This is a genomic window from Demequina pelophila (assembly GCF_000971175.1).
GTDB lineage: Bacteria > Actinomycetota > Actinomycetes > Actinomycetales > Demequinaceae > Demequina > Demequina pelophila.
In genome coordinates this window covers 521,196-545,188 of sequence record NZ_BBLY01000001.1, presented here as the reverse complement: position 1 = coordinate 545,188, position 23,993 = coordinate 521,196, and the positions used below count along the sequence as shown (strand labels likewise).

The 23,993-nt window shown below is 73.8% G+C and carries 23 protein-coding genes; all 23 read left to right on the top strand.

All coding sequences use genetic code 11. The annotated features are described in order from the left end of the window. Positions 1-258 precede the first annotated feature (258 nt). The 23 genes from pyrR to AOM03_RS02400 all read left to right on the top strand — a co-directional run bounded on the left by pyrR (position 259) and on the right by AOM03_RS02400 (position 23,984). Positions 259-801, top strand: coding sequence for a bifunctional pyr operon transcriptional regulator/uracil phosphoribosyltransferase PyrR (gene pyrR, locus AOM03_RS02510; protein ID WP_062377973.1), 543 nt, complete (start codon positions 259-261; stop codon positions 799-801). Then, complete coding sequence (locus tag AOM03_RS02505) at positions 801-1,856, top strand: aspartate carbamoyltransferase catalytic subunit (RefSeq protein ID WP_062379114.1); 1,056 nt, start codon at positions 801-803, stop codon at positions 1,854-1,856. The genes pyrR and AOM03_RS02505 overlap by 1 nt, the downstream gene beginning before the upstream one ends. Then, positions 1,853-3,163, top strand: coding sequence for a dihydroorotase (locus tag AOM03_RS12940; protein WP_062377971.1), 1,311 nt, complete (start codon positions 1,853-1,855; stop codon positions 3,161-3,163). Before AOM03_RS02505 ends, AOM03_RS12940 begins: the two co-directional genes overlap by 4 nt. A gap of 5 nt (positions 3,164-3,168) precedes the next feature. Beyond that, the gene (gene carA, locus AOM03_RS12935; RefSeq protein WP_439645026.1) at positions 3,169-4,278 is read left to right on the top strand and encodes a glutamine-hydrolyzing carbamoyl-phosphate synthase small subunit; all 1,110 of its coding nucleotides are present in this window, start codon (positions 3,169-3,171) and stop codon (positions 4,276-4,278) included. Continuing rightward, positions 4,275-7,565: a carbamoyl-phosphate synthase large subunit gene (gene carB / locus AOM03_RS02490; protein WP_062377967.1), complete on the top strand. Its 3,291-nt coding sequence runs from the start codon at positions 4,275-4,277 to the stop codon at positions 7,563-7,565. Before carA ends, carB begins: the two co-directional genes overlap by 4 nt. Before the next feature lie 84 nt (positions 7,566-7,649). Further along, positions 7,650-8,489 carry an orotidine-5'-phosphate decarboxylase gene (pyrF, locus tag AOM03_RS02485; RefSeq protein WP_062377965.1) on the top strand — a complete coding sequence of 280 codons (840 nt, stop codon included), beginning with the start codon at positions 7,650-7,652 and terminating at the stop codon, positions 8,487-8,489. Positions 8,490-8,509: 20 nt separating this feature from the next. After that, positions 8,510-8,824 carry an integration host factor, actinobacterial type gene (gene mihF, locus AOM03_RS02480; RefSeq protein ID WP_062377964.1) on the top strand — a complete coding sequence of 105 codons (315 nt, stop codon included), beginning with the start codon at positions 8,510-8,512 and terminating at the stop codon, positions 8,822-8,824. Further along, on the top strand, positions 8,821-9,375 hold the full coding sequence (gene gmk / locus AOM03_RS02475) for a guanylate kinase (protein WP_062377961.1): 555 nt from the start codon (positions 8,821-8,823) through the stop codon (positions 9,373-9,375). Before mihF ends, gmk begins: the two co-directional genes overlap by 4 nt. Positions 9,376-9,410: 35 nt before the next feature. Then, positions 9,411-9,683 carry a DNA-directed RNA polymerase subunit omega gene (gene rpoZ / locus AOM03_RS02470; RefSeq protein ID WP_082092151.1) on the top strand — a complete coding sequence of 91 codons (273 nt, stop codon included), beginning with the start codon at positions 9,411-9,413 and terminating at the stop codon, positions 9,681-9,683. 3 nt (positions 9,684-9,686) lie between these two features. Next, positions 9,687-10,916, top strand: coding sequence for a bifunctional phosphopantothenoylcysteine decarboxylase/phosphopantothenate--cysteine ligase CoaBC (coaBC, locus tag AOM03_RS02465; RefSeq protein ID WP_062377945.1), 1,230 nt, complete (start codon positions 9,687-9,689; stop codon positions 10,914-10,916). 48 nt (positions 10,917-10,964) lie between these two features. Further along, positions 10,965-12,125 (top strand): methionine adenosyltransferase, encoded by a 1,161-nt coding sequence (gene metK / locus AOM03_RS02460; RefSeq protein ID WP_062379112.1) that lies wholly within the window; start codon positions 10,965-10,967, stop codon positions 12,123-12,125. Continuing rightward, the gene (locus AOM03_RS02455) at positions 12,126-14,174 is read left to right on the top strand and encodes a primosomal protein N' family DNA-binding protein (RefSeq protein ID WP_062377944.1); all 2,049 of its coding nucleotides are present in this window, start codon (positions 12,126-12,128) and stop codon (positions 14,172-14,174) included. Between the two features lie 44 nt (positions 14,175-14,218). After that, positions 14,219-15,154 (top strand): methionyl-tRNA formyltransferase, encoded by a 936-nt coding sequence (fmt, locus tag AOM03_RS02450; RefSeq protein WP_062377941.1) that lies wholly within the window; start codon positions 14,219-14,221, stop codon positions 15,152-15,154. After that, positions 15,151-16,494, top strand: a complete 1,344-nt coding sequence (locus tag AOM03_RS02445; protein WP_156157582.1) for an RsmB/NOP family class I SAM-dependent RNA methyltransferase — start codon at positions 15,151-15,153, stop codon at positions 16,492-16,494. Before fmt ends, AOM03_RS02445 begins: the two co-directional genes overlap by 4 nt. An 11-nt stretch (positions 16,495-16,505) precedes the next feature. Then, on the top strand, positions 16,506-17,483 hold the full coding sequence (locus AOM03_RS02440) for an acetylxylan esterase (protein WP_062377937.1): 978 nt from the start codon (positions 16,506-16,508) through the stop codon (positions 17,481-17,483). 4 nt (positions 17,484-17,487) lie between these two features. Continuing rightward, positions 17,488-18,741 (top strand): AGE family epimerase/isomerase, encoded by a 1,254-nt coding sequence (locus AOM03_RS02435; protein ID WP_062377935.1) that lies wholly within the window; start codon positions 17,488-17,490, stop codon positions 18,739-18,741. Beyond that, positions 18,738-19,652 (top strand): carbohydrate kinase family protein, encoded by a 915-nt coding sequence (locus AOM03_RS02430; protein WP_062377933.1) that lies wholly within the window; start codon positions 18,738-18,740, stop codon positions 19,650-19,652. Before AOM03_RS02435 ends, AOM03_RS02430 begins: the two co-directional genes overlap by 4 nt. A gap of 9 nt (positions 19,653-19,661) precedes the next feature. Further along, on the top strand, positions 19,662-20,330 hold the full coding sequence (gene rpe / locus AOM03_RS02425; protein WP_062377930.1) for a ribulose-phosphate 3-epimerase: 669 nt from the start codon (positions 19,662-19,664) through the stop codon (positions 20,328-20,330). Positions 20,331-20,343: 13 nt separating this feature from the next. Beyond that, positions 20,344-21,357 (top strand): bifunctional diaminohydroxyphosphoribosylaminopyrimidine deaminase/5-amino-6-(5-phosphoribosylamino)uracil reductase RibD, encoded by a 1,014-nt coding sequence (gene ribD / locus AOM03_RS02420; protein ID WP_227589858.1) that lies wholly within the window; start codon positions 20,344-20,346, stop codon positions 21,355-21,357. Next, positions 21,358-21,987: a riboflavin synthase gene (locus AOM03_RS02415; RefSeq protein WP_062377926.1), complete on the top strand. Its 630-nt coding sequence runs from the start codon at positions 21,358-21,360 to the stop codon at positions 21,985-21,987. It begins immediately after the preceding gene. After that, entirely contained in the window at positions 21,984-23,234 is a 1,251-nt protein-coding gene (gene ribA, locus AOM03_RS02410; RefSeq protein WP_082092035.1) for a GTP cyclohydrolase II, read from the top strand. Before AOM03_RS02415 ends, ribA begins: the two co-directional genes overlap by 4 nt. Continuing rightward, a complete protein-coding gene (gene ribH, locus AOM03_RS02405; RefSeq protein ID WP_062377923.1) occupies positions 23,231-23,695 on the top strand; it encodes a 6,7-dimethyl-8-ribityllumazine synthase in 465 nt (154 codons plus the stop codon). Before ribA ends, ribH begins: the two co-directional genes overlap by 4 nt. A 25-nt stretch (positions 23,696-23,720) precedes the next feature. Next, the gene (locus AOM03_RS02400; RefSeq protein WP_062377921.1) at positions 23,721-23,984 is read left to right on the top strand and encodes a phosphoribosyl-ATP diphosphatase; all 264 of its coding nucleotides are present in this window, start codon (positions 23,721-23,723) and stop codon (positions 23,982-23,984) included. Positions 23,985-23,993 lie beyond the last annotated feature (9 nt).

Here is a 23,993-nt window from a genome sequence, read left to right as displayed (position 1 = left end):
GCTCCGGCGGCCGGGCACCTCGTGCCCCGGCCGCGGGGTCGCGCGCCACGGGGTCGCGCGCCCTGACCGCAGGGTCGCACGCCACGGCGACGTGGGGGACGCCCCGGGAGGCCGCGCGCGCCCTGGCCGCGGGGAAACGCGCCCAAGTGACGCAAACCGCATCGTCCCCGGTCCCGCTTGCCCGATTCGCCCGTGTACGCTGACACCCGACCGGCATCCTTTAAGTTCCGTCCAGAGAGGCGGGGAAGGAGTCGCCAGATGACTGGCACCATTCTCGGGGCCGCGGACATCAACCGCGCCCTCACACGCATCGCCCACGAGATCGTCGAGCGCAACGACGGCGCCGACCGCATCGTCCTCCTGGGCATCCTCACCCGCGGCGTCCCCCTCGCCGAACGCCTCGCCGAGCGCATCGCGACCGTCGAGCCGGACTGGGACGCGCAGGAGCGCACCGGCGCCCTCGACATCACCATGTACCGGGACGACCTGTTCAAGAACCCCACCCGGACCATCGGCACCACGAGCGTCCCCGACGCCGGGATCGACGACGCGGTGGTGGTCCTGGTGGACGACGTCTTCCACACCGGCCGCACCATCCGCGCCGCCCTCGACGCCCTGCGCGACCTGGGCCGCCCCGCCGCCGTGCAGCTCGCCGTCCTGGTCGACCGCGGCCACCGCGAGCTCCCCATCCGCGCCGACTACGTGGGCAAGAACATCCCCACCTCCCGCTCCGAGCGCGTCAACGTGCACCTCGAGGAGCTCGACGGCGAGGACGCCGTCATCCTGAGGAAGGGGGAGTGATGCGCCACCTCCTCGGCACCGACGCGATGTCCCGCGAGGACGCGATCCTCATCCTCGACACCGCCGCCCAGATGGCCGCCACCCAGGAGCGCGAGGTCCGCAAGCTCCCCACCCTGCGCGGTAAGACCGTGGTCAACCTCTTTTTCGAGGACTCGACCCGCACCCGCATCTCCTTCGAGGCCGCCGCCAAGCGCCTCAGCGCCGACGTCATCAACTTCGCCGCCAAGGGCTCGAGCCTGTCCAAGGGCGAGTCCCTCAAGGACACCGCCCTCACCCTCCAGGCCATGGGGGCCGATGCTGTGGTCGTCCGCCACTGGGCCTCCGGCGCCGCGCATCAGCTCGCCCACGGCGGCTGGCTCCACGGCAGCGTCCTCAACGCCGGCGACGGCACCCACCAGCACCCCACCCAGGCCCTGCTCGACGCCTTCACGATGCGCCGGCACCTCGTGGGCGGGGGCGACCGGGCGGCCGGGGGCGCCAACGGCTCCGGTGGGGCCACGCGCTCCGGTGGCTCCGGGCACGGCGAGGCCGGGGACCGCGGGGGAGAAGGCCCCACCGGCAAGGGCCTCGACGGACTCCGCGTCGCGATCGTCGGCGACGTCCTCCACTCCCGCGTCGCCGCCTCGAACGTGCCCCTCCTCACCACCCTGGGCGCAAAGGTCACCCTCGTCGCCCCGCCCACCCTCCTCCCGGTGAGCCTGCGCGAGCGCGACGGCCTCGACATCCACTACACGCTGGACCAGGCACTCGACGCCCACGACTTTGACGCCATCATGATGCTGCGCGTCCAGCGCGAGCGCATGACCGGCGGCCGCTCAGCCTTCTTCCCCAGCCCCGAGGAGTACTCGCGGCTCTACGGCCTGGACGGCGAGCGCCTGCGGCGCCTGCCCGACCACGCCATCGTCATGCACCCCGGCCCCATGAACCGTGGCCTGGAGATCAGCGCGGAGGCGGCCGACTCGCCCCGCTCCGTCATCGTCGAGCAGGTAGCCAACGGGGTGGCGGTGCGCATGGCCGCGCTGTACCTCCTGCTGGCCGGAGAGGACCAGAAGTGACCGACCAGCAGCCCACCGCCCTCGTCATCGTCGGCGCCCGCCCCTACGGCGAGGAGCCGCAGGACATCGCCATCCTGGACGGGCGCATCGTCCCCGTGGAAGAAGCCCCCGAGGACGCCACCCGCCTCGACGCGGACGGGCTCATCCTCCTGCCCGGCCTCGTCGACCTGCACACCCACCTGCGCGAGCCCGGCCGCGAGGACGCCGAGACCATCGAGACCGGCTCCCGCGCCGCCGCCGTGGGCGGATGGACCGCCGTCCACGCCATGGCCAACACCACCCCCGTCGCCGACACCGCCGGCGTCGTCGAGCAGGTGTGGAGCCGCGGCAAGGAGGTGGGCCTGGTCGACGTCTACCCCGTGGGCGCCGTCACCGTGGGCCTCAAGGGCGAGCGCCTCTCCGAGATGGGCGCCATGGCCGACTCCCGCGCCCGGGTGCGCCTCTTCTCCGACGACGGCATCTGCGTCTACGACCCCGTCATCATGCGCCGCGCCCTCGAGTACGTGAAGACGTACGACGGCGCCGTGGTCCAGCACGCCCAGGACCTGCGACTCACCGAGGGCTCCCAGATGCACGAGGGCGAGATCTCCGCCGAGCTCGGCCTCGCCGGCTGGCCCGCCGTCGCCGAGGAGTCGATCGTCGCCCGCGACGTCCTCCTCGCCGGCCACGTGGGCTCCCGCCTCCACGTCCAGCATCTGTCGACCGCCGGCTCCGTCGAGATCATCCGCTGGGCCAAGTCCCGCGGCATCGACGTCACCGCCGAGGCCACCCCCCACCACCTGCTCCTCACCGACGAGTCCGCCCGAGGCTACGACCCCCTCTTCAAGGTCAACCCGCCCCTGCGCACCCAGGCCGACGTCGACGCCCTCCGCGAGGCCGTCGCCGACGGCACCATCGACATCGTCGCCACCGACCACGCCCCCCACGCCGCCGAGGACAAGGACTGCGAGTGGGCCTCCGCGAGCTTCGGCATGCTCGGCCTCGAGACCGCCCTGGGCATCATCCAGAAGGTCCTGGTCGACTCCGGGGCGCTCACCTGGCGCGACGTCGCCCGCATCATGAGCGAGAAGCCGGCCCGCATCGGCCGCATCGACGCCGAGCACGGCCGACCCATCGCCCCCGGCGAGCCCGCCAACCTCACCCTCGTCGACCCCGACGCCGCCTGGACCGTCACCCCCGACGGCCTCCACTCGCGTGCCCACAACACCCCGTTCGGCGGCATCGAGCTGCCCGGACGCGCCGTCGCGACCTTCCTGCGCGGCGCCCCCACCCACCTCGACCCGCGTTTCGAAGGAGTCCTCGCGTGAAGGCAGTGCTCGTCCTCGAGGACGGACAGACGTTCGAGGGCCGCCCCTACGGCGCCCTCGGAGAGACGCTCGGCGAGATCGTCTTCAACACCGGCATGACCGGCTACCAGGAGACCCTCACCGACCCGAGCTACCACCGGCAGATCGTCGTGATGACCGCGCCGCACATCGGCAACACCGGCGTCAACGACGAGGACGACGAGTCCCGCCGCATCTGGGTCGCCGGCTACGTGGTCCGCGACCCCGCGCGCCGCCCCTCGAACTGGCGCGCCACCCGCAGCCTCGAGGAGGACCTCGAGGCCCAGGGCATCGTGGGCATCTCCGGCATCGACACCCGCCAGCTCACCCGCATCCTCCGCACCGCGGGCGTGATGCGCGCCGGCATCTTCTCCGGCGAGAACCTGCCCGGGGACGATGCACTGGTCGCCAAGGTGCGGGAGGCGGCGCCCATGGCGGGCGCCCACCTGGCCGACGAGGTCTCCGCCGACGAGGCCTACGAGGTGCCGGCCGTGGGGGAGGAGGTCGCCCACGTCGTGGCCGTCGACCTGGGCATCAAGGCGATGACCCCCGCCCAGATGGCCGAGCGCGGCATCCGCGTCACCGTGGTGCCGGCCACCGCATCGGCCGGGGACATCCTCGACCGCGACCCCGACGGCGTCTTCTTCTCGAACGGCCCCGGCGACCCCGCCGCCGCCGAGCGCGCCGTCGCGACCCTGCGCGAGGTGCTCGACGCGCGGGTGCCCTTCTTCGGCATCTGCTTCGGCAACCAGATCCTGGGCCGCGCGCTCGGCTACGGGACCTACAAGCTGCAGTTCGGCCACCGCGGCATCAACCAGCCCGTGATGGACCGCACCACCGGCAAGGTCGAGATCACCGCGCACAACCACGGCTTCGCCGTCGACGCGCCGCTCGAGGGGGAGTCCGCCTCCCCGCACGGGTACGGGCGCGTCCGTGTGAGCCACGTGTGCCTCAACGACGACGTGGTCGAGGGCCTCGAGTGCCTCGACGTCCCCGCGTTCTCCGTCCAGTACCACCCCGAGGCCGCCGCCGGACCCCACGACGCCTCGTACCTGTTCGACCGCTTCCTCGACCTCATGAAGGGTGCCCGCCAGTGACGCGCCGCGACGACATCCACTCCGTCCTCGTCATCGGCTCCGGGCCGATCGTCATCGGGCAGGCCTGCGAGTTCGACTACTCGGGCACCCAGGCCTGCCGCGTCCTCAAGGCCGAGGGCATCCGCGTGATCCTGGTCAACTCCAACCCGGCCACGATCATGACGGACCCCGAGTTCGCCGACGCCACCTACGTCGAGCCCATCACCACCGAGGTGATCGAGCGGATCATCGCCAAGGAGCGCCCCGACGCCCTCCTGCCCACCCTGGGCGGCCAGACCGCCCTCAACGCCGCCATCGAGGTCGCCGAGGCCGGCGTGCTCGACAAGTACGGCGTCGAGCTCATCGGCGCCAACCTCGAGGCCATCCACCTGGGCGAGAACCGCGAGCTCTTCAAGGGCGTCGTCGAGCGCTGCGGCGCCGACTCCGCCCGCTCCGTCATCTGCCACACGATGGACGAGTGCCTGGCCGCGGCCGAGGACCTCAAGTACCCCGTCGTCGTGCGTCCCTCCTTCACCATGGGCGGCCTGGGCTCCGGCTTCGCCTACGACGAGGACGACCTGCGCCGCATCGCCGGCGCCGGGCTGCACTATTCGCCCACCACGGAGGTGCTCCTCGAGGAGTCGATCCTGGGCTGGAAGGAGTTCGAGCTCGAGCTCATGCGCGACAAGGCGGACAACGTCGTGGTCGTGTGCTCGATCGAGAACGTCGACCCCGTGGGCGTCCACACCGGCGACTCCGTCACCGTCGCCCCCGCCCTCACCCTCACCGACCGCGAGTACCAGCGCATGCGCGACATCGGCATCGCGATCATCCGCGAGGTGGGCGTCGACACCGGCGGCTGCAACGTCCAGTTCGCCGTCCACCCGGACACCGGCCGCATCATCGTCATCGAGATGAACCCGCGCGTGTCGCGGTCCTCGGCCCTCGCCTCGAAGGCCACCGGCTTCCCGATCGCGAAGATCGCCGCGCGCCTGGCCATCGGCTACACGCTCGACGAGATCCCCAACGACATCACCGGCTCCACGCCCGCCTCCTTCGAGCCCACCCTCGACTACATCGTGGTCAAGGTGCCCCGCTTCGCCTTCGAGAAGTTCCCGGCCGCCGACCCCGTCCTCACGACCACCATGAAGTCCGTGGGAGAGGCCATGAGCCTGGGCCGCAACTTCACCGAGGCCCTGGGCAAGGCCCTGCGCTCGATCGACAAGAAGGGCATGAACTTCCACTGGGACGGCCCCGTGCCCGACCGCGCCCGGGTCGAGGAGCTGCTCGCCGCCGTCCAGATCCCCACCGAGAAGCGCTTCATCCAGGTGCAGCAGCTGCTCCGCGCCGTCGAGGCCGGGACCCTCACCCTCGAGGCCGTCTACGACGCGTGCAGGATCGACCCCTGGTTCCTCGACCAGATGCTGCTCATGAACGAGGTGGCTACCGCCGTCGCGGGCGCCGACGTCCTCACCGCCGACGTCCTGCGCGAGGCCAAGTCCCACGGCCTCGCCGACCAGCAGATCGCGGACCTGCGCGGCCTCCAGGCCGACGACATCTTCCGCCTGCGCGCCGCCCTGGGCGTCCACCCCGTCTTCAAGACCGTGGACACCTGTGCCGCCGAGTTCGAGGCCCGCACCCCGTACCACTACAGCTCCTACGACGCCGAGAACGAGGTCGCCCCCCGCGACCGCGAGGCGGTGCTGATCCTGGGCTCGGGCCCCAACCGCATCGGCCAGGGCATCGAGTTCGACTACTCGTGCGTCCACGCCGCCCTGACGCTCAAGGACCGCTACGAGACCGTCATGGTCAACTGCAACCCCGAGACCGTCTCCACCGACTACGACACCGCCAACCGCCTCTACTTCGAGCCCCTCACCTTCGAGGACGTCATGGCCGTCTACCAGGCCGAACTCGCGGCCGGGCCGGTCAAGGGCGTCTTCGTGCAGCTGGGCGGGCAGACGCCCCTGTCGCTCGCGCAGCGGCTGGCCGATGCGGGGGTCCCCATCCTGGGCACCTCGCCCGAGGCGATCGACAACGCCGAGGACCGCGCCGCCTTCGGCCGCGTCCTCAAGGGCGCCGGGTTGCCCGCGCCGGCGTACGGCACCGCCCACGGCATCGGCGAGGCGATCGACATCGCCGAGTCCATCGGCTATCCGGTGCTCGTGCGCCCCTCGTACGTCCTGGGCGGCCGCGGCATGGAGATCGTCTACGACCGCCACCAGCTCGAGGACTACGGCACCCGCATGGCTGACGTGGGCGACCACGCCACCGACGCGCCCCTGCTGGTGGACCGCTTCCTCGACGACGCGATCGAGATCGACGTGGACGCCCTGTTCGACGGCGAGGAGCTGTTCCTGGGCGGCGTCATGGAGCACATCGAGGAGGCCGGCATCCACTCCGGCGACTCGGCCTGCGTCCTGCCGCCCTTCTCCATCTCCGAGGCCGAGCTCCAGCGCATCCGCACCTCGACCGAGGCCCTCGCCCGCGGCATCGGCGTGCGCGGCCTCATGAACGTCCAGTACGCGCTCGTCTCCGACGTGCTCTACGTCCTCGAGGCGAACCCGCGCGCCTCCCGCACCGTGCCCTTCGTCGCCAAGGCCACCGGCATCCCGCTGGCCAAGGCCGCCGCCGAGGTGATGGCGGGCGCCTCCATCGCCTCCCTCCGCGAGGCCGGCCTGCTCCCGGGCCACGACGCCGCCCGGGTGGACCTCACCCAGCGCATCGCCGTCAAGGAGGCCGTGCTGCCCTTCAAGCGCTTCCGCACCCACGAGGGCATCGCGGTCGACTCGGTGCTGGGCCCCGAGATGCGCTCGACCGGCGAGGTGATGGGCTTCGACGAGACCTTCCCGCTCGCCTTCGCGAAGTCGCAGACCGCCGCCTTCGGCGGCCTGCCGGAGTCCGGTCGCGCCTTCATCTCCGCCGCCGACCGCGACAAGCGCTCCATCACCTTCCCGGTGGCGCGCCTCCAGCAGCTGGGCTTCGAGATCCTCGCGACCGCCGGCACCCAGCAGGTGCTCGCCCGGATGGGCATCCCCTCGACCCTGGTGCGCAAGAACTCGCAGGGCAGGGGACCGGAGGGCGAGCCCACCATCGTGGACCTCATCCACGAGGGCAAGGTGGACCTGGTGTTCAACTCGCCGTCCGGCCAGGGCGCGCGAGCCGACGGCTACGAGATCCGTGCCGCCGCCACCGCGGCGGACATCGCCACCGTCACCACCACGCAGCAGCTGTCCGCCGCCGTGCTCGCGATCGAGGCCCGGCAGGCGGGCGCCTACGGCGTCCTGAGCCTGCAGGACGCCCGGTAGCACACCCGGTGCCAGGACTCTCACCCAGCAGACCCGTAATTGCGCAGGTATTCTGACGAAGGAGTGTCCACGAGGAGGACTTGAATGACGTTCGGCGCTCGCCTGTCCGAGGCGATGGATCGGTTCGGACCGCTGTGTGTGGGCATCGACCCGCACGCGGGATTGCTGGCGTCCTGGGGGCTTCCCGACACTCCCGAGGCCCTGGCGGAGTTCGGCGACCGGGTGCTGGCCGCATCGGCCGGTCACGCCGCCGCCGTGAAGCCCAACGCGGCCTTCTTCGAGCGTCACGGCGCGGCTGGCATGGCCGCCCTCGAGCTGGTCCTGCGCCACGCGCGGGAGCTGGGCATCGAGACCATCCTCGACGCGAAGCGCGGCGACATCGGCTCGACCATGGCCGGCTACGCGGACGCTTTCCTGCGTCCCGGGGCCCCGCTCGAGTGCGACGCACTGACCGTGTCGCCGTACCTGGGCTTCGGCTCGCTGGCCCCGGCCGTCGAGCTCGCGGCCCAGCACGGCAAGGGGCTGTTCGTGCTGGCGCTCACCTCGAACCCCGAGGGTGCGTCGGTGCAGCACGCGGTCGGGCCGGACGGCCGGGCCGTCGCGAAGGTCGTCGCCGACGAGGCGGCGGCGCTCAACGAGGGCGCCAGCCCGATGGGCAGCGTCGGCCTCGTGGTGGGAGCCACGGTGGGCGACGCGGTCCAGCGGCTGGGGCTCGACCTGGAGAGGGTCAACGGCCCCATCCTGTCGCCCGGCGTGGGCGCCCAGGGGGCGGGCGCGGAGGAGTTGTCCCTGGTTTTCGGGAACGCGAGGCCTCGTGTGCTCGTCAATCAGTCGAGGGGCGTGCTGTCCGCAGGCCCGAATGTCGAGAGGTTGCGGGAGGCGGTCGTCGAGGCCGCCCAGTCCGCTGCGTCCATCCTGCGCTAGCAGGGGAAAAAGGAGAGGCGATGGCCACCCCGGAGTTGACTGACGAGCAGCGCGCCGCTGCGCTCGTGAAGGCGACGGCCGTGCGTTCCGCACGTCGCGTGTTCAAGGAGGAGCTCGCCCGCGGCGAGATGACCCTCGCGGAGGCGATCCGCCGCGCCAAGAAGGACGATGCCCTGGCCGGCATCCGCGTGCGCGACCTCCTCCAGTGCCTCCCCGGCATCGGGCCCAAGCGCGCCCAGGTGGTCATGGAGGAGATCGGCATCTCCCTCGCCCGCCGCATCCGCGGGCTGGGACAGCACCAGGTCGAGGCCCTCCTCGAGCGCGAGCGTCGATGAGCCGACTCGTGGTCCTTGCCGGCCCCACCGCGGTCGGCAAGGGCACGGTGGTGCGCGCCCTGCGCGAGATCGAGCCCACCCTCTACCTGTCCGTCTCCGCCACCACGAGGCCCCCGCGGCCCGGCGAGGTCGACGGCGTCCACTACCACTTCATCGATCGCGACGACTTCGACCGCCGCATCGAGGCGGGGGAGTTCCTCGAGTGGGCGACCGTGCACGGCACGAACAAGTACGGCACCCTCCGCGGCCCCGTCGACGAGCGCCTGAGCCGCGGCGAGCCCGTCCTGCTCGAGATCGACCTCCAAGGCGCCCGCCAGGTCAAGGAGACCATGCCGGACGCGCACTTCGTCTTCCTCGCGCCCCCGTCCTGGGACGAGCTGGTCAACCGCCTGGTGGGCCGCGGCACCGAGGACGAGGCCGAGCGGGAGCGCCGCCTCGCGACCGCGCGCGAGGAGCTCGCCGCCGAGGGCTGGTTCGACCAGGTGATCGTCAACGACACGGTCGAGCGCGCCGCGCGGGAGCTCTCCGGCGTCCTGCACGAGTCACGGTAGACTAGCGAAATCTGTGTGAACAAAGAGGAGTGATCGTGGCTGGAACTGTCGCCGAACCCGTGGGTATCACCAACCCGCCCATCGACGAGCTGCTGGAGAAGGTGGACTCGAAGTACGCCCTGGTGATCTACGCGTCCAAGCGCGCCCGCCAGATCAACTCCTACTACGAGGCGCTGGGCGAGGGCCACTTCGAGAACGTGGGCCCGCTGGTCGAGGCCGACACGACCGACAAGCCGCTGTCCGTCGCGCTGCGCGAGATCAACCAGGGCGACCTGCTCGAGATCGGCAACAACACCCCCGTCGAGTAAGGCATGCGCGTCCTCCTGGGCGTCACCGGCGGCGTCGCCGCCTACAAGGTGGCCATCGTGCTGCGCCGCCTCAAGGAGGACGGCCACGTCGTGCGGGTGGTCCCCACCCCGGCCGCGCTCGAGTTCGTCGGGCGCGCGACCTGGGAGGCCCTGTCCGGGCTGCCCGCCACCGCGCACACCTTCGACAACGTCCCCGCCGTCGAGCACGTCAGGCTCGGCCAGCAGGCCGACCTGGTGCTCGTCGCCCCCTGCACCGCAGACTTCCTCGCGCAGCTCGCGCACGGGGAGGCCCGCGACCTGCTGGGCAACGCCGTGCTCGCCACCCGCGCCCCCGTAGTCGTCGCCCCCGCCATGCACACCGAGATGTGGGAGAAGGCCTCCACGCAGGACAACGTCGCGACCCTGCGCGCGCGGCGCTTCACGGTGCTGGATCCGGCCGTGGGGCGCCTCACCGGGCCCGACTCCGGTCCGGGACGCCTGCCCGAGCCCGAGGAGATCGTGGCGGCCGCCTACGCCGTGGCCGCGGGCGAGGTGCCCGACTATCCGCGCCTCTCGGAACGGGCCTGGGGCGACCTGGACGGGCTGCGCGTGGTGATCTCCGCCGGGGGCACCCGCGAGCCCATCGACGCCGTGCGCTTCCTGGGCAACCGCTCCTCGGGGCTCCAGGGCTTCGCCCTCGCCGAGGCCGCCCACGAGCGCGGCGCGCACGTCACCGTCGTCGCCGCCAACGTCGCCCTCCCGCTCAGCGAGGGCATCGCCCGCGTCGACGTCACGACCGCGGCGGAGCTCGCCGAGGCCGTCCGCGACGCATCGTCCACCGCCGATCTGGTGGTGATGGCCGCCGCCGTGGCCGACTTCCGGCCGCGCGAGGTCTCCGCGACCAAGGTGAAGAAGGACGGCTCGGGCGCGTGGACGCTCGAGCTCGTCGAGACCGAGGACGTGCTCGCCTCGCTCGTCCGGGAGGCCGTCCCGGGACGCACCGTGGTCGGCTTCGCCGCCGAGACGGGGGACGATGCATCGTCCGCCCTGGACCATGCCCGCGCCAAGGCGCGGCGCAAGGGGGCGGACCTGCTGGTCTTCAACCAGGTGGGGGAGAACCGCGGCTTCGGCGACGTGCCCAACGAGGTGACGCTGCTCGATGCCTCGGGCGCCGAGGTGGGCCACGCGGCCGGCACCAAGCTGCACGTCGCGCACGCCGTGCTGGACGCGGTCGCCGCGCTGCGCACCCCCTAGCTACCAGGCGCGACGGCGGTGTCGGTGGCCACGGATATGCTGACCGCCATGAGTTCCCTGAGGCTGTTCTCGTCCGAATCCGTCACCGAGGGCCACCCCGACAAGATCTGCGACCAGGTCTCCGACGCGATCCTCGACGAGATGCTGCGCCAGGACCCGCTGTCGCGCGTCGCCGTCGAGACGATGGTCACCACCGGGCTGGTGCACGTGGCCGGCGAGGTCACCACCGAGGCGTACGTCGACATCCCCGGGACCATCCGATCCGTGGTGCGCGACATCGGGTACACGTCCTCGAAGATCGGCTTCGACGGCGACTCGTGCGGCGTCTCCGTGTCGATCGGGGAGCAGTCCGCGGACATCTGGCTGGGCGTGGGCAACGCCACCGACTCCGACGCGCACGAGCTGGGCGCCGGCGACCAGGGCCTCATGTTCGGCTACGCGTGCCGCGACACCGAGTCGCTCATGCCGCTGCCCATCTCCATCGCGCACGCGTTGACGGCGCGGCTCGCGCAGGTCCGCAAGGAGGGCATCGTCGAGGGGCTCGGCCCCGACGGCAAGGCACAGGTGACCATCGGCTACGACGGCGACGCGCCCCGCACCGTCGACACCGTGGTGGTGTCGAGCCAGCACCACCCCCGCTGGGACATGGGGGAGCTGCGCGAGGCGCTCGAGGCCGAGGTGATCGCGCCCGTGCTCGCCGGGTTCGAGCTCGACGCCACGGGCCATCGCTCGCTCATCAACCCCACCGGACGGTTCGAGATCGGCGGACCCGCCGGCGACGCGGGGCTCACCGGCCGCAAGATCATCGTCGACACCTACGGCGGTATGGCCCGCCACGGCGGCGGCGCCTTCTCCGGCAAGGACCCGTCCAAGGTCGACCGCAGCGCCGCCTATGCCGTGCGCTGGGTCGCCAAGAACGTGGTGGCCGCGGGGCTCGCGGACCGCTGCGAGGTGCAGGTGGCCTACGCGATCGGCACCGCGCAGCCCGTGGGCCTCTACGTCGAGACCTTCGGCACCGCCACCGTCGCCGAGGAGCGGATCGCCGCCGCCATCCGCGAGGTCTTCGACCTGCGTCCCGCCGCCATCATCGACGCCCTCGACCTGCGCCGGCCGGTGTTCCGCTCGACGGCCGCCTACGGCCACTTCGGCCGCGACGGCTTCACCTGGGAGCGCACCGACCGCGCGGACGCCCTGCGCGCCGCCGTCTAGGTGTCCCTCCTGCCGCGGGCCGTCGCGCGCGTCTGCGTCGACAGCCCCCTGCCGCACCTGGACCGCGCCTTCGACTACGCGATCCCCGACGGGATGGCGGTCAAGGTCGGGTCCCGGGTGCGGGTTGTCTTCGCCGGGCGGCTGACGAGCGGCGTGGTCGTCGAGGTGGCGGACGACTCGGACTTCGGGGGCGAACTCGCGCCCGTCAAGTCCGCGAGCGCCGTCCCGTCCTACACCGCGGGCGCGATCTCGCTCGCGCGCGAGGTGGCCCGGCGCTACGGCGGGTCCCTATGGGACGTGCTGCGGCTCATGGCGCCGCCCCGGGTGGCCGCGGTCGAGAAGCGGTACGCGGCGGCGGACGCGGAGCGAGGCGCACCCGCTCGCGCCGACGCCGCGGAACGGCGTGCGCAGGACGGTGGCGAGTCCATCGCCACGGCGTCTCCCGAAGGCCCCGCCGACCGCTACCGCACGCCCCTGCCCGGAGCGGACCCCACCGTGCTCGAGGCCGCCTCGACCCCGGGCGCCCGCCTCGTGTGGGAGGCCCTGCCCGATCCCACCGCCGGATACCCGGTCGCCACGCTGCTGGCCCCCGCCCTCGCGGTGGCGGCGCAGGGACGCAGCGCCATCGTCGTCCTGCCCGACGCGCGTGCCCTCGCGGCGGCGACGGCGGCCCTCACCGGGGCCGGTCTCACGCGGTGGAAGGCGGGCAGGGGCGACTTCGCCGTCGTCCACGCCGACGACGGCGCCACCGCCCGCTTCGACAACTATCTCGCCGGGATGCGGGGTGACGTGCGCCTGGTGCTCGGCACCCGGCCCGCCGCGCTCCAGCCCGTCCCGGACCTGGGGCTCATCGCGGTGTGGGACGAGGGCAACGGCGTCTACGAGGAGATGCACGCCCCGTATCCGCACGCCAGAACCGTCGCGGCGATGCGGGCCGGCGCCGGCGACGCCCCTGCCGGGCTCCTGCTCGGCTCCTTCGCCCCCTCCGTCGACGCGATGGCGCTGGTCGCGCACGGGTGGGCCCGGCGCATCGGCGCCTCCCGCGCCCAGGTGCGCGCCGCCACGCCCCACGTCGACGTCCTCACCGACGACCGCCGCGAGGCCGAGGGCCCCGGCGGCTTCCACTGGATGCCGGGCTCGGCCTGGCGGCGCGCCCGCAAGGCGCTCGGCCGGGGTCCGGTCGCGATCCTGGTCCCGCGCGCCGGCTACGTGAACGCCACCGCATGCGCCCGCTGCGGCGAGTGGGCCGCCTGCCCGGTGTGCGAGGGGCCGCTGAGCCGCCCGCGTGCCTCCGCGCCCCTGCGCTGCGACGAGTGCGCCGCCGACCGCCCCGACTGGCACTGCCCCGAGTGCCACGGCTACGAGACCCGCCAGCTGCGCCAGGGGGTCGAGCGCATCGCCGAGCAGGTCCGCGCCATGGCCGGCGCCGCCCCCGTGGCCGTCTCCGCGGGCGCGACCGGGGTCCTCGACGACGGCGCGGTCAGCGAGGGATTCGTCGTGGCGACCCCCTCCGCGCTGCCCGCGACGCCCGGCGGCTACGCGGCGCTGGTGATCGTCGGCGCCGACGCCCCGGCCTCCGGCGGGCTGGGCGCCGAGCTCCACGCCCTGCGCCTGTGGCTCACCGCCGCCGCGCTCGTGCGCCCCCGGGGCGACGGGGGAGAGGTCATCGCCGTCGGCGAGCTCCCTCCCAGCGTGCGCGAGGCGATGGTCGCGTGGGACGCCGGCTCCGCCGGGGAGGCCGCCTACGCCGAACGCGCGGACCTGGGCCTGCCGCCCGCCCGCCGTTCGATCCGGCTCGAGGGCACCCCGGAGGTGGTCGCCCGGGCCCTCGACCTGCCGATCGGGGGCGCCCAGGGAGGCCGCGCATCGTCCCTGCGCGACCACCCCGAGGTGGACGTCCTCGACGCGCCCGACGGCGCCCGGCTGCTGACCAGCCGCGGCGCCGCGCAGTCCGTGGTCGACGCGCTCCGCGCCCTCCAGCGGCAGCTGTCGCAGACGCGCGAGGGGGAGCTGCGCATGCGGGTCGACGCGCCCTTCGACCTGCGCTGACGCCCCGGGCGGCGATGTCGGAGGGGCGCCCTACGATGGTCCCCATGCGCATCGTCTTCGCCGGCACCCCCGATATCGCCGTCCCCACCCTGGGAGCGCTCGAGGAGGCGGGCCACGAGGTGGTCGCGGTGCTCACCCAGCCCGACGCCCGCGGACGCCGCGGCCGCACCCTGCACCCCTCGCCGGTGAAGGCCTACGCGCTGGAGCGCGGCCTCGACGTGTGGACCCCGGAGCGCGCCTCCGAACCGGAGGTGGTGGAGCGCATCGCCGCCCTCGAGGCCGACGCCGCCGCCGTCGTCGCGTACGGCCAGATCCTCAAGCCCGCGCTGCTCGACGCCGTCCGCACCCACTGGGTCAACCTGCACTTCTCGCTACTGCCCGCGTGGCGCGGCGCCGCCCCCGTCCAGCGCGCCCTCATGGCGGGCGACGACATCACGGGCGCCTCGACCTTCATCATCGAGGAGGGCCTCGACACCGGCCCGATCCTGGGCGTCCTGACCGAGCGCATCCGCGCCACCGACACCTCGGGCGTCCTCCTCGAGCGTCTCGCCCACGCCGGCGCGCCGCTCATGGTGAAGTCCCTCGAGGCCCTGGTTGCCGGGCGGGCGGACCCCCGCCCCCAGGAGGCCGACGGCATCACCTACGCCCACAAGCTCACCCGGGACGATGCGTACGTCGCCTGGGACCTGGCCGGTCACGTGGTCGACCGGCGCATCCGGGGCTGCACGCCTGCCCCCGGCGCTTGGACCACGCTGCCCGACGGCTCGGTGGCCAAGCTGGGCCCCGTCTCGCCGCGGCCCCAGCGGCCCACGACCGTGCCGGGCCAGGTTGCCCTGGTCGAGGGAGAGGTGCTGGTGGGCACCGGCACGCACCCCGTCGCCCTGGGCACCATCGCCCCCGCGGGCAAGAAGCCGATGGACGCCGCGGCCTGGTGGCGGGGCGCCCGCCTTCCCGAGGGCTCGCGCCTGGGAGAGGCATGAGCCGCGCGCGGGACGTCGCCTACGGCTGCGTGATGGCGGTCTCCACCGAGGGCGCCTACGCCAACCTGCTGCTGCCGCAGCTGCTCGCCAAGCATCGGCTCGAGGGCCGCGACGCCGGCTTCACCACGGAGCTCGCCTACGGGGCGCTGCGCATGCGCGGCCTCTACGACGCCATCATCGCGAAGGCCTCCGGGCGGGACCCGCAGGACCTCGACCCCGAGGTGCGCGTGGCCCTGTGGCTCGGCGTGCACCAGCACCTCGCCATGCGCGTGCCCCCGCACGCCGCCGTCAACGAGACCGTCGACCAGGTCCGCCGCGAGCGCGGTCAGGGCGCCGCGAAGTTCGCCAACGCCGTCATGCGCCGCGTCACGGAGCGCGACCACGCCGGCTGGGTTGCCGTCGTCGCCCCCGGGGACTCCCGGGCCGCCCGCGCCCTGCGCCACTCCCACCCGGAGTGGGTCGCGAACGCGATCGAGGAGGCCCTGGGCGCCGAGGGCCGCGCCGGCGAGGCCGAGGGCCTGCTCGAGGCGGACAACACTCCCGCCCGCGTGACCCTGGTCGCGCGTCCCGGCCTGGTCGACCGCGAGGAGCTGGTCCGCCAGGCCCACGGCGAGGCGGGGGAGTACTCCCCGTGGGCCGTGGTGCTTCCGGGCGGTCGCCCCGGCGACCTGCCCGCCGTCGCCGACGGCGCGGCCGCCGTCCAGGACGAGGGCAGCCAGATCGTCGCCGGCGCCCTGGCCGCCGCGCGCGACATCGAGCCCGGCGAGCGCTGGCTCGACCTCTGCGCAGGGCCGGGCGGCAAGGCCGGCCTCCTCGGCGCCATCGCCGCCGAGGGCGTCGCCTACCTCGACGCCCTCGAGCTGCACCCCCACCGCGCGGACCTGGTCCGCGACTCCACCCGCGCCGTCCCCGAGGGCACGGTGACCGTCCACACCGGGGACGGGACCACGTGGGGCGAGAGCGAGGCGTACGACCGCATCGTCCTCGATGCCCCCTGCTCGGGCCTGGGTGCCCTGCGCCGCCGCCCCGAGTCGCGCTGGCGGCGCCGGCCCGAGGATCTCGACGAGCTCGTCCCCCTCCAGAAGAGGCTGCTCGCCAACGCCGAGCGCCTCCTGGCCCCCGGCGGCCTGCTCGCCTACATCACCTGCTCGCCCGTCCTCGCCGAGACCCGCGAGGTGGTCGCGGGCACCACGCTCACCGTCCTCGACGCCCGCGACGCCGTCGCGGCCGTCACCGGCACCGTCCCCCAGGCATGGGGTGCCGGACCATTCGTCCAGCTGTGGCCGCACGTCCACGGCACGGACGCGATGTTCCTGGCCCTGTTGGAGAAACCCGCCTGAGGAGGCGCCCCTTGCCGTACATGGACATGACCCTCGAGGAGCTCGAGGCCTACCGCCCCGGCCTCGTCGCCCCGGCCGACTTCGACGCGCGCTGGGCGCGCACCATGGAGGAGGCGCGCGCCCACGACATCGACGTGCGTGTCAGCCCCGTCGACCACCCGCTGCGCACGGTCGACGTCAAGGACGTCACCTTCGCCGGCTTCGGCGGCGACCGCATCCACGCCTGGCTGCTCACCCCGCGCGGGGCGACGGAGCCGATGCCCACGGTGGTGGAGTACATCGGCTACGGCGGCGGCCGCGGCCTGCCCCACGAGCGGCTCTTCTGGTCGGCGGCCGGCTACGCGCACCTCATCATGGACACCCGCGGCCAGGGCTCGGCCTGGGGCACCGGCGGCCACACGGCCGACGCGTCGGGCGGCGGCGACGGCGGCACCCCCGCGCACCCGGGCTTCATGACCCGCGGCATCCTCGACTTCGACTCGTACTACTTCCGCCGCGTCCAGACCGATGCCGCCCGCGCCGTCGACGCCGCCCGCGCCCTCGACGTGGTCGACAGCGACCGCATCGCCGTGCACGGCGCGAGCCAGGGCGGCGGCCTCGCCATCGCGGCGGCCGGCCTCGCCGACGTCGCCGCCGCGCTCGTCGACGTGCCGTTCCTGTGCCACATCCAGCGCGGCATGATGATCGCGGAGACCGACCCCTACCTCGAGATCGTGCGGTACCTCGCGATCCACCGCGAGCACGAGGAGCGCGTGCTGCGCACCCTGTCCTACGTGGACGGCGTCCACCACTCCGCCCGCGCGACCGCCCCGGCGCTGTTCTCGGTGGCGCTCATGGATGGCATCACCCCCGCGTCGACGGTCTATTCTGCGTATCACGCCTGGTCCGGTGATGCCGAGATGGCCGTCTACCGGTACAACGGACACGAGGGCGGCGAGCGCTACCAGCAGAGCCGCCAGGCCGACTTCCTGACGAGGCTGTGGGGATGAACCGATGACGCCGAACCTTCGCGACCAGCGCGCCGACCTGCTGCGCTTCGCCGCCCGGTCCAAGCGCCCGGACGGCTTCGGCTGGCTCGGAAGGTTCGGCACCGTCGACGCGCATCGGCCCGTCGAGCTGTGGATCACGTGCCGCATGACCCACGTGGCGTCGCTGGGGGTGCTGGCGGGCGAGCCGCCCGCCCCCGGCGGCCCCGATCGGGCCGCGCTGAGGGGCATGGCCCTGCACGGGGTCCGGTCCCTGACCGGCGCCCTCCACGACGACGCGCACGGCGGCTGGTTCGCGGCCGTCCAGCACGGCCGCCCCACGGTGACCGCCAAGCAGGCGTACGGGCACGCGTTCGTGGTGCTCGCCGCATCGTCCGCGGTCGCCGCCGGCACCCCCGGGGCCGATGCGCTGCTGGACGAGGCGCTCGAGACCTCCCTCGCGCGGTTCTGGGACGAGGACGAGGGCCTGTCCGTCGAGGAGTGGGACGCCGCCTGGGCCACGCTCGACGGCTACCGCGGCGTCAACGCCAACATGCACACCGTCGAGGCCTACCTGGCCGCCGGCGACGTCACCGGCAACCGCGACTGGCACCTCCGGGCGGACCGCATCGCGGACCAGGTGGTCGGCTGGGCGCGCGACAACGACTGGCGCATCCCCGAGCACTTCGACGAGCACTGGACGCCCCTGCTCGAGCACCACCGCGACCAGCCCGACCACCCGTTCCGCCCCTACGGCGCCACCGTGGGCCACGGCCTCGAGTGGGCGCGGCTGCTGCTCGCCATCGAGGGCACCCTGGGGGACGGGGTGGACGGGGTGGACGGGGTCGACGACGGGCGTGACTCCGGATTCCGGCAGGCCGCCGTCTCCCTGTACGACCGCGCGGTCACGGACGGCTGGGACGCGGACGGCGCGCCCGGCTTCGTCTACACCACCGACTGGACCGGCCACCCGGTGGTCCGCCAGCGCATGCACTGGGTGGTGGCCGAGGCGATCGGCGCCGCCGAGGCGCTCTCCCGCGCGACCGGCGAGGCCCGCTACGCCGCCGACGTCGAGCGCTGGTGGGACTACGCCGACCGCTTCCTCATCGACCACCGCTACGGCTCGTGGCACCACGAGCTCGACACGTCCAACCGGCCCGCGGCCTCCGTGTGGCCCGGCAAGCCCGACGTCTACCACGCCTACCAGGCGGCGCTCCTGCCCGAGTTGCCGCTCGTGCCGTCCTTCGCATCCGCGCTCAAGGCCCAGGGAGGGCTCTCATGATCCTCGTCATCGGTGAATGCGTCCTCGACGTGGTCGAGTCGGAGGACGGCGCGGTCGCCGCGCACCCCGGCGGCAGCCCCGCCAACGTCGCGGTGGGTCTCGCGCGCCTCGACCAGGACGTCACCCTGCTCACCGAGCTGGGGGACGATGCGCCGGGCCGGCAGATCGCCGCCCACCTGGACGAGTCGGGGGTCGCCACGGTCGCCGACGGCGACCGCACCCCTCAGGCCCGCGCCCGCCTCCGTGCCGACGGCTCCGCCGAGTACGACTTCGACATCGCCTGGACCCTCGCTCCCGACGCCGGGGACGCCATCGGCGCCGCCCAGCACGTCCACACCGGCTCGATCGCCTCCCACATCCCGCCGGGCGCGGAGGCGGTCGCCGCGATCGTCGCCGCCCGCCGCGACGGCGCCACCGTGAGCTACGACCCCAACGTGCGACCCAGCCTCGTGGGCGACCGCGAGGCGACGCTCGCCCGCACCGCGCGGCTCGTGGGGCTCTCGGACGTGGTGAAGGCCTCGGACGAGGACATCGACTGGCTCTTCCCCGGCGTCGAGGTCGAGGACGCGCTGCGCGCGTGGACCCAGGCGGGCCCGCCCCTCGCGGTGGCGACGCTCGGCGGCGCCGGCTCCGTCGCGTCCCTGCGCGGGGAGATCCTCCGCGTGGGACCCGTGTCCGTCGAGGTGGTCGACACCGTGGGCGCCGGCGACTCCTACATGGCCGCGCTGCTCGACGGCCTCGAGCGCGCCGGGCTGCTGGGCCCCGCCGGGCGCGAGCGCCTCGCCACCGTGGACCCGGACGTCGTCGAGGACGTGCTCGAGCGGGCCGCCCGCGCCGCCGCCATCACGGTCTCGCGGGCGGGCGCCAACCCGCCCACGCTGCCGGAACTCGCCGACTCGGCCGCGCGCTAGGCTCGGCGAATGGCCCTGCAGATCGCCCCCAGCATCCTCTCGGCGGACTTCGCCAACCTGGAGCGGGACATCCTCACCGTCGCGGATGCGGACTGGCTCCACGTCGACGTCATGGACGGACACTTCGTGCCCAACACGACGTTCGGGCTGCCCGTCGTCGAGCGCATCGCCCAGGTCTCGCCGCTGCCGTGCGACGTGCACCTCATGATCGACGACCCCGACCGGTGGGCGACGCGCTACGCCGAGGGCGGCGCCGCATCGGTCACCTTCCACCTCGAGGCCGCCCGGGACCCCCGAGCCATCGCCCGCGACCTGCGCAGCCTGGGCGCCCGCGCGAGCTGCGCCATCAAGCCCGGCACCCCCGTCGAGGAGGTGCTGCCGCTGCTCGACACCCTCGACATGGTGCTCGTCATGACGGTCGAGCCCGGCTTCGGCGGCCAGGCCTTCATGCCCGACATGATGCCCAAGCTGCGCACCCTGCGCGCCGCGGCGGCCGACGCCGGCACGGACCTGCGCCTCCAGACCGACGGCGGCATCGCCCGCGACACCGTCGCCACCGTGGTGGAGGCCGGCTGCGACGTGGTGGTGGCGGGCTCGTCCGTGTACGGCGCCGCCGACCGCGCCGCCGAGATCGCGGAGCTGCGCCGCCTGGGCGCGGAGGCCGACCATCACGTCTAACAGGGACGATGCCGTGGTCGCAGCGGAGTCCTGGCTCGACCGCGCCGCCGCGCTCGCCCTGCACGGACCCGCCCACGGCCCCAACCCGCGCGTCGGCTGCGTCATCGTGGGCGCCGACGGCGCGGTGCTGGGCGAGGGCTGGCACCGCGGCGCCGGCACCCCCCACGCCGAGCCCGCGGCCCTCGCCGACGCCGCCCGGCGCGGCCACGACGTCGCCGGCGCCACCGCGTACGTCTCGCTCGAGCCCTGCGCCCACACCGGCCGCACCGGGCCGTGCACGGACGCGCTGACCGCGGCGCGCATCGGCGCCGTCCGCTACGGCGTCGCCGACCCCAACCCCCAGGCCGCCGGCGGGGGAGAGGTGCTCCGGGGCCGCGGCATCGACGCGTCGCTGGCGCCCCACGCGGGCTGCGCCGACGTCAACCGCCGCTGGCTGGGTTCCGTGGCTCTCGGCCGCCCCTGGGTCATCGCCAAGTGGGCCCAGACCCTCGACGGCCGCACCGCCGCCGCCGACGGCACCAGCTTCTGGATCACCGGCGACGAGGCCCGCGACCACGCGCACCACGTCCGCACCCAGGTCGACGCCATCCTCGTCGGCACAGGCACCGTCCGCACGGACGACCCCCTGCTCACCGCGCGCCCGGCCGGGGTGCCCGACCCCCACCAGCCCCTGCGCGCCGTCATGGGACTGACCGACACGCCCGGGGCCCGGATCTGGGAGGACGGCACCGCCCTCCGGCTCGCCACCCGCGACCCCCGGGAGGCGCTCGACGCGCTCGCCGCGCGCGAGGTCCGTACCGTCGTGGTCGAGGGCGGGGGCACCGTGACCACCGCCTTCCTGCGCGCGGGCCTCGTCGACGAGGTGCACGCGTACATCGCCCCGGCACTGCTCGGCGCGGGGACGCGGGCCGTGGGCGACCTGGGAATCGGGACCATGAGCGACGCGTTGAGGGGCCAGGACGTGACCGCGACGCATCTGGGTGCCGATACGCTGGTCACCGCCTTCTTCACGAGAGGACACCAGTAGATGTTCACCGGCATCGTCGAGTCGCTCGGCGTCGTCGCCGCGGTGGAGCCCTCCGGGGCCCAGTCGCGGCTCACCATCCATGCCCCCGGCCTGACCGGCCTGGTCCACGGCGAGTCCATCGCCGTCAACGGCGTGTGCCTCACTGTCGCGGCGCACGAGGAGGCGACCGGCACGGCCGGCGCCGACGCGGCAACGCCCGGCTCCACCTGGACCGCGGACGTCATGAAGATCTCCCTCGAGACCACGGCGCTGGGCGACCTCGAGCCCGGCGACCGCGTCAACCTCGAGCGCGCCCTGCCCGCGGGTGGCCGCCTGGGCGGGCACATCATGCAGGGCCACGTCGACGGCGTCGCCACCCTGGTGGCCCGCGACTCGCACCCCGAGTGGGACGACCTCACCTTCGAGATCCCCGCCGACCTCGAGCGCTACGTGGTGCGCAAGGGATCGATCGCGCTCAACGGCGTGTCCCTCACCGTGGCGGAGCTCGACGGCACCCGCGTGACCGTCTCCCTGATCCCCACCACCCTGAGCGAGACCACCTTCGGCGGCTTCGCACCCGGCGCCCGGGCCAACGTCGAGGTCGACGTGCTCGCCAAGTACGTGGAGAAGATGCTGGGGGCACGCGCATGACCACCACCGACATGACCACCGTCGAACTGGTCGAGCGGGCCCTCGAGGACCTGCGCCAGGGCCGCCCCGTGCTGGTGTCCGACTCGCGCGACCGCGAGGACGAGGCCGACTTCATCATGGCCGCCCAGACCTCCACCACGGAGTGGATCGCGTGGGGCATCCGCCACTCGAGCGGCTACCTGTGCGCCCCGATGCCGTCGGAGCGCGCCGACGCCCTCAGCCTGCCCCTCATGGTCCCCTCGAGCCAGGACCCGCGCCGCACCGCCTACACGGTGAGCGTCGACGCGGCCGTGGGCGTCACCACCGGCATCTCCGCCGCCGACCGCCACCGCACCCTCACCGTGCTCGCCGACCCCGACGCCACCGCGGACGACCTCATCCGACCCGGCCACGTGCTGCCCCTGCGCGCCGTGCCCGGGGGAGTGCTGCATCGTCCCGGGCACACCGAGGCGTGCGTCGACCTGTGCCGCCTCGCGGGCCTCGAGCCCGTGGGCGTGATCGGGGAGATGGTCAACGACGACGGCACCATGATGCGCCAGGGCGACGCCACGGCCATCGCGGAGCGCGACGGGCTCACCTTCCTGACCATCGGCGACCTCATCGAGTACCGCCGCGCCACGGGCGACGTCCCGCCGCCCACCACGGCGCGCCCCCACCGGGTGCTCGCCCAGGGGGAGGCCCGCCTGCCCACCGCGCACGGCGACCTCACGATCCGCGGCTACCGCGACGCCCGCACCGGCGACGAGCACGTCGCCCTCACCGCGCCCGTCGCGGACGGCGCCGTGCCCGTGGTTCGCGTCCACTCCGAGTGCCTCACCGGCGACGCCTTCTCGTCGGTGCGCTGCGACTGCGGCCCTCAGCTGGACGGCGCCATCGAGCGCGTCGCGGCCGAGGGCGGCGCCGTGGTGTACCTGCGCGGCCAGGAGGGCCGCGGCATCGGCATCGTGTCCAAGATCCAGGCGTACGGCCTGCAGGACTCGGGCCTCGACACCGTCGACGCCAACACCGAACTGGGCCTGCCCGTGGACCGCCGCGAGTACGGCGCCGCCGCCGCGATCCTCCACGACCTGGGGATGACGCGCATCCGCCTGCTCACCAACAACCCGGCGAAGGTCGAGGGCCTGCGCGCCTCCGGCATCGACGTGGTCGAGCGCGTGGCCCACCACGTGGGCGCGCACCCCGAGAACGAGATGTACCGCCGCACGAAGGTCGAGCGGATGGGCCACCTGCTGGGAGACAACGCATGAGCGGCGCCGGAGCACCCACGGTCGAGGTCGACGCCTCGGACCTCACCATCGAGATCGTCGCCAGCCTGTGGCACACGGAGGTGATGGACGGCCTGGTCGCCGGCGCCGTGCGCGCCGCCGAGGCCGCCGGCGCCTCCTACCGCGTCACCCGCGTGCCGGGCGCCTTCGAGCTCCCCGTCGTCGCGGAGGCGCTCGCCCGCACGGGGGCCGATGCGGTGGCCTGCCTGGGGGTCGTGATCCGGGGCGGCACGCCCCACTTCGAGTACGTGTGCGACGCCGTCACCCGCGGCCTCACCGACGTGGCGCGCACCCACGCGACCCCCGTGGGCTTCGGCATCCTCACCACGGACGACGAGGCGCAGGCCCTCGCGCGCGCCGGCCTGCCCGAGTCCAGCGAGGACAAGGGCGCCGAGGCCGTCGAGGCCGCGCTCGCCACGGCCGTGGTGCTGCGGGCCCTCTAGGACCGCGTTCGCCTAGGCTGGCAGCGTGAAGAACTTCGAGGACCTGTTCGAGGAACTGCAGCGGCGCGCCGTCGAGCGCCCCGAGGGCTCCGGCACCGTGAAGATGCTCGACAAGGGCGTCCACGCGATCGGCAAGAAGCTGGTCGAGGAGGCCGCCGAGTCCTGGATGGCGTGCGAGTTCCAGACCGACGACGAGGCCGCGGAGGAGCTCTCGCAGCTGCTCTACTGGGCCCAGGTCATGATGGTCGCCCGGGGTCTCACGCTCGAAGACGTGTACAAGAAGCTGTAGGGGAGAACA